The 6322-nt window shown below is 67.0% G+C and carries 2 protein-coding genes; both read left to right on the forward strand.

Annotated elements, in window-relative coordinates; translation table 11 throughout:
* Position 1 precedes the first annotated feature (1 nt).
* Positions 2 to 373, forward strand: a complete 372-nt coding sequence (locus ACESL7_RS11600) for a hypothetical protein (RefSeq protein ID WP_372893483.1) — start codon at positions 2 to 4, stop codon at positions 371 to 373.
* A gap of 446 nt (positions 374 to 819) precedes the next feature.
* Entirely contained in the window at positions 820 to 6144 is a 5325-nt protein-coding gene (locus tag ACESL7_RS11605; protein WP_372893484.1) for an AAA domain-containing protein, read from the forward strand.
* The last annotated feature ends 178 nt before the right edge of the window (positions 6145 to 6322 follow it).

A 6322-nucleotide genomic window follows, 5' to 3' on the forward strand; every position in this document is an offset into this window, starting at 1 on the left:
TATCGTGAAGCGCGGCGGGCGCAAGGAGACGCAGCTGCCCTACGGAGCCACCCACTCGAGGCGGACCGACAGCACGCTTGTCAAGGCGCTGGCCCGCGCCTTCCGCTGGAAGCGGATACTGGAGTCGGGCGAGTTCGCCACCATCGCCGAACTGGCCGCGCGGGAGGGGATCGCGCCGTCCTATATGACCCGCGTCCTGCGGCTCACCCTGCTCGCGCCCGACATCGTCGAGGCGATCCTGGATGGCAGGCAGGGACCGGGGATGACGCTGGCACGGGTGCTGGAGCCGTTTCCGGTGGAGTGGGAGGAGCAAAAGCAGGTTTTCAGGTTATGGTCTTTCACGGCCGGTTCCTTTGAAAAAGGCCTTTGTTGATCGACCGCCAAGTCGCTGATTCAATTCGCACAGGCAGGCGGGAGGGATCGGCGATGATGGGACCCAGGCAGGTGGCGCAGGGCGCGCTCTTATACGAGTTCTCGATCGAGTATCCATGAGCCGACGCGGGAACCCCTACGACAACCCGAAGCCCGAGAGCTTCATGAAGCTCTCAAGGTGGAGGACGCCTATCTGATGGAGTACGAGACATTCGAGGGCGGCACCGACGGCGTACCGAAGTTCATCGACGCCTACAACAGGCTCAGCCTTGGGGGTGTCTCAGCCCCGTTCAGTTCGAGGAACGCCACGCCCGCGCGCCTTCCAAAACCGCGGCCTGTGCCGGTCCGTCCGCAGCGGCGCACTCCACGAGAGATCGAAAACCCGCACAGACCGCCTGTTCCCGATTGACTCGGTGATCGGTTTCACCGGACAAAGGAAACCAGTAAATGAAGGGTCGCGCGCCGATTATGCCCACCGATAGCGATATTGCCGACAACGACATTTCCCCCGAAGACCGCCGGAAGCTATCCGGGCTTCTCGGATTTGCCCAAGGCGTTCTGACCGCGCGATCCAAGGTCCAGATGGCGATGCAATCGGGCCTCGGGGTGTTTCACGAAGGCGATCTCGACGGCCTGCCGGGGCTCCACTGCGACTGCGATGACGGTGCTTGGCTCCGGATCGACCGACAGAGGGAAACGAGGCCGCCGGAACCGGACGAGCATGTCGCGCGATTCCTCACCTCGACACCCTCCGATCCCAACAGGCGACCCCAGATCAAGCCCACGATTGCGGTCGAGGTGACGATCGAGGAAGCGTCCGACCTCGCCGAAGGTGGACTGCTGAATCCCGACGACGTGCATACGATCGTCGAGGACGGGGTCGAGGTCGAGAACCGCGTGCGGGTGGTTCTCCATGCCGAGACATTGGTCGAGATGCGGCGCGACCACGAGCATTACGCGGGCGGGGCCTGGTCGGACTGGGCCCGGCAGGAACGCCCCGTTCGGCGCGCGATCTCGGTTTACAACGATCTCTTCAAGATCCATTCCGCGATCCACACCTCCGAAGGCACGCCGCCCGAGCTGGTCTGGGGCATCGGGATCGGCCGCTGGGTTCGCGGCACAGAGCGGGTCGACATGCCGCTTATCGAGGAACTGGTCGATATCGAGGTCGAAGATGGCGGCGCAATCGCGATCCGTCCGCGCGATCTCGCGCCGCAACTGTCGCTGAAACCCTATCTCGAGCTCGACATCGACGGGTCTCCGAAGCTCCAGAGCGAACTCCAGAACCGGCTCGCGCAGCTTCTCAAGGGCGATGCCGAGTTCTCCCCCTTCACGACACTCTGGGAGCCGCTCCTCGACACCGCGGCCAACAACCTTGCCAGCAGCGCGACCCATATCAGCCGCGACGATCTCGCAGCCGGCGAAAGCCTAGCTCCCGCCGGAGAAGAACTCAGGATCACCTCCAGCTGGGCCATCTTCGGGCGGCCCCGGTCGAGCGAGGCGCGCGTCCAAGATCTCAACGCGCTGCGCTCCCGCGTCGACGACGAGGCCACCGAGGTGCCCGCCTCGATCAAGGGTTATGCGGCGCCCCCGCCCGACAAGCCCAGGTCCGTCGTCTCCGCCTTCGGGCTCGACAGCGCCGTTCTCGGCGGCGCCACGGGCAAGGGCTGGGAGCCATCCGCCTCTGGCGAGCCACGCCGAAGACCGGTCGGTGCCGCCCCATCAGGTGGCGAAGCCGCGCCGCCCGACCCCTTCGCAGCCGGCCGAAAGGTCCATTTCTTCCCGCTCCCGTTCAACGAGGAGCAGGGCAAGATTTCCGACATGATCGACGACCCCAAGCTGCATGTCGTCGGCGTCTCGGGCCCGCCGGGCACCGGCAAGTCGCACTCGATCGCCAACATCATCAGCCACCAGATGGCCATGGGAAAACGCGTGCTCGTCACCGCCCGGACCCCCGAGGCGATCGCCGCCGTCCGCGAGAAGCTTCCCGAGGCACTCCAGCCCCTCGTCATCGCCTCGGTCGGCACCGACCGCGAAAGCGCCCAGCAGCTCCAGGAAGCTGTGTCCGAGCTTTCCCGCGAAGTGGTGGATCTTGACACCGACGAGGCGCTGGCGCGTAAGGCACAGCTCGAGCGAGAGATCGTCGAATGCGACCGGATCGCCGAGAAGGCGGACGACGACCTTGCCGAGATTGCGCGTGCCAACCTCGCCCAGCTGACCTGGGATGGCGCGGACCACACGCCAATGGAGCTCGTTGACATCCTGGCCGAGAGCGCCGAGGCGCATGACTGGTTCACCGACAGGCCTGGAAAGGCGCCGCCGACCCAGCTCGAGGATCTCCTAGACCGGCTCCGCGCCACGATGCCTGCGCTTGCCACCGACATCGTCTATGCCGGTGCCAACCTCCCAGAGCCCGACGACCTGCCGACCACGGCCGAGATCATCGCCGCGCACGAGACGGAGCGTGCTTGGAACGCGCGCGAGATCGCGGACTACAGCGCGGCGCCTGCCATGGCCCTCGACAGCGCCGGCGCCGTGGGGCAAGCGCGCGCGGTGCTCGCCGAGTTCGAGGTCCTAGGTGTCCTGATCGAAGCGGCTCCGAGCGCCGCGAAGGGCCTTGCTGTCCGCGCGCTCGAGCCGGCCGGCCCGATCGACCGCAAGGCCATCGCGGCGACGCTCAGCTTCATCGCGCAGAAGCGCGCGCTCGAGGGCATCGCTCGCGTCCGCTTCGACCGGGGCGCCTGCGGCGAGGAGGATTTTCAGCATGCCGCCGCGCGCGGTGCCTCCGGGCAGAAACCGGTGGGGTTCGGTCTCTTCAACGGTGCGCTCAAATCCGCGATCGGCTCGGTGCGCCTTGACGGCGCGCCGCCGGCCTCCAACGAGGACTGGCAGGTCGTTCTCGAGGCCTGCCGGCTCGAGCGCGACGCGGCCACTATCGGCGATGCACTCCGGCCCTTCGTCTCCGAAAAGCTCATGCCGGCGGTTCCGGCGCGCGCTTGGGAAATCGCCCGGCATCTGAAAGACAGGCAGGTCGAGATCGAGACCGCCCTCGAGATCGCCGACCGGCTGAAGCCTGCATTCGACGCGCTGGCGGCGCTTTTTCCCTACGGCCTCGATCTCGACGCGATGCGCGCGGAGCTCGATTGCGACGCCGCGATCTTTGCCATCCGCGGCAACCTTCCCGACGACTACATCGCCTCCGCGGCTCCCACCCGGCTGCGCGAGATCGCCGGCGCGAGCACACTTCCCGTGTTCGCGGAGCTCAGGAACGTCGCCGATGCACTCGGGCAGGAGGAAACCGACCCCCGCGACATCGTCGCGGCACGCGGCGAGATCACACGCGAACTCGCGCGCCTCGCCGAGGTCGCTAAACGCCTCGACGCGCTCGGCCGCGATCTCGACACCCTCGCCGAGGCTGGGGCGCCGGACTGGGTGGCACGGCTGCGCGCAACCCCGGAGAGCGCGCCCGATCTCATCCCTGCAAGCTGGGCCGTTTCCTGGGTTTGGGGACAAATGAAGGCCCGTGTCGACCGCATTGTCGCCCTCGGCAATGGCGACGATCACCGGCGCACGAAATCCGAGGCCATGGCGCGCCGCCGCAAACTCTTCGAGGAGCTCATCCGCACTCGCACGCTCCTGGGCCTCAAGGGCCGCATGACGGGCTCCATCCGCAGCGCCATGGAGGCCTTCACCCAAGCCATCTCCAAGATCGGGACCGGTAAGGGTAAGCGCGCGCCGCGTTTCATCCGCGCCGCGCAGGAGGCCGCCAAGAAGGCCTCCTCGGCCGCACCGGTCTGGATTATGCCGGAATACAAGATCCCCGAGCAGCTGCCTCCGGAGTTCGGCGATTTCGACCTTGTGATCCTTGATGAGGCCTCCCAAAGCGACATCACCGCGCTCGCCGCCCTGGCTCGTGGCAAGAAGATCCTAGTCGTGGGCGACGAGGAGCAGGTGAGCCCGTCAGTGGTCGGCATCGCAGACCAGAAGATCAACGCGCTGCGCGCCGAGTTCCTCGAGGGGCTGCCGAACGCGAGCCTCATCGACCAGAACTCCTCGATCTTCGAGATCACCAAGCGGATGCATCCCGACAGCCATGTCATGCTGCGCGAGCACTTCCGCTGCGTGGCGGCGATCATCCAGTTCTCGACGCGCTTCTACAACAACGCCCTCGTGCCGCTCCGCGTGCCCAAGGCCTCCGAGCGCTTCGATCCACCCTTGGCAGACGTCTACATCCACGGCGCCACGCGCCATGGCAAAACCAATGCCTCGGAGGCGCGCTGGATCGTCGACGAGATCGCGCGGCTGATCGAGGACCCCCCCCACGAGGGGCGCGACATCGGCGTGATCTCGCTCATCGGCAACGAGCAGGCCGAGCGGATCGGCCGCATGCTGGTCGAGGACGAGCGGATCGGCCCCGAGCAGATCGAGAAGCGGCGCATCATTTACGGCGACGCGCGGACCATGCAGGGCCAGGAACGCTCCATCGTCTTCCTGTCGATGGTCGCCACCCCCGGCCACGCCACCGCGCAGACCGGCAAGGCCGACCAACAGCGTATCAACGTGGCCATGAGCCGCGCCCGCGACAGGCTCTACCTCGTTCGCTCGGTCTCGCTCGAGGACCTGCGCCCGACTGACATCAAGGCGCAGATCCTGCACCACTTCGCGGACCCGATGCCCGAGGGTCGCTTGGCGACCGGCAAGGAGGCAGCTGACCTTCTCGCGCGCTGCGACAGCGGCTTCGAGCGTGAAGTGCTCCGGCGCCTTATGGAGGCCAATTACCGTGTCCGACCCCAGGTTGCCGCGGGCGGATTTAGGATCGATCTCGTCGTCGAAGGGCTGGAGGATCGCCGACTCGCCATCGAGCTCGACGGCGACCAGTATCACGGACCGGATGTCTGGGAGCGCGACATGGCCCGTCAGGCGGCTCTCGAGCGCGCGGGCTGGGTGTTCTGGCGCGTCTTCGGCAGCCAGTGGAAATCGAACAAGGAGTTCTGGTGGCGCAACCTGCAAGACGCGCTGAGTCGCCTCGGCATCGAGCCGATTGGTGCCGCGGCGGTCGACGAGCGCTTCACCGAGTCGATCCTCGTCGATCCCTGGGGCACCCGCACTGCGGCTGACGCAGAGACACCTGCCTTGGATATCGAGGTCGAGGCGCCTCAGACGCAGCAAGACGGCGCGCTGGGCCAGATTGTCAGCCCGGCGGCTAGGCCGGCCGTCGCGCCGACTGGCGAAGCGCCACGCCCGGAGGCATCGGAGGACGATGAAGCGGCCAAAGCGGAAGTGGCCGACGCGGACGCGGCCCCCGGGTCCGAAGAAGCCTCCCCGACGGCGCGGGCCGAAGAGCCGGCCACGCCAGCCGCCCGCGCGCCGGAGCGCCGACGTGCACGCCAGCAGACGCTTTCCCTCGAAGACGACCTCTTCACGCGTCTCGCCGAGCGAGAGTCGGACGCCCCGGGACCCCTCAACGGCACTGCGAATGGCCTTGTGACTGCGGCGGCGCCCGAGCCGGCGCCCGCAATGCGGGAAGCCGAGGACAGCGCACGAGGCGCCACCCCGATCCGGGTGGGCCATACCGTGCGCCTCGAGAAGCTCGGCAACAGGGGCGGCAGGCTCGAGATCACGCTCGTCGATACCGGGCACGATCCTGAACACTGCATTATCGGCACCCACACACCGCTCGGCCGGGCGCTCCTCGAAGCGGAAGTCGGGGACGAAGTCGAGTATCGCGCCGGCGCGTATATCCAGGAGGTGCGCATCCTCGAAGTGACCTGATGCAGCAGCCTGGGGCGGTCGCGTCGATTGCCCCACGGCTGCGGCATACGCCCCTTCTCGACCGCGCTCCTACCCGAGAGCTACGGGATTCACGGATTTTGGGGTTGGAGGTCATGGAGGGCCTGAGCATAGCCTTGGATTCGGTCGGCGAAGACGTCCCATCCATCGCGCATGGTTT

It is taken from the genome of Rhodosalinus sp., assembly GCF_041685465.1.
Lineage (GTDB): Bacteria > Pseudomonadota > Alphaproteobacteria > Rhodobacterales > Rhodobacteraceae > Rhodosalinus.

Excerpts from the sequence above, each read along its gene's own strand:
- ACESL7_RS11605 (WP_372893484.1), top strand. The coding sequence starts at position 820 with ATGAAGGGTCGCGCGCCGATTATGCCCACCGATAGCGATATTGCCGAC.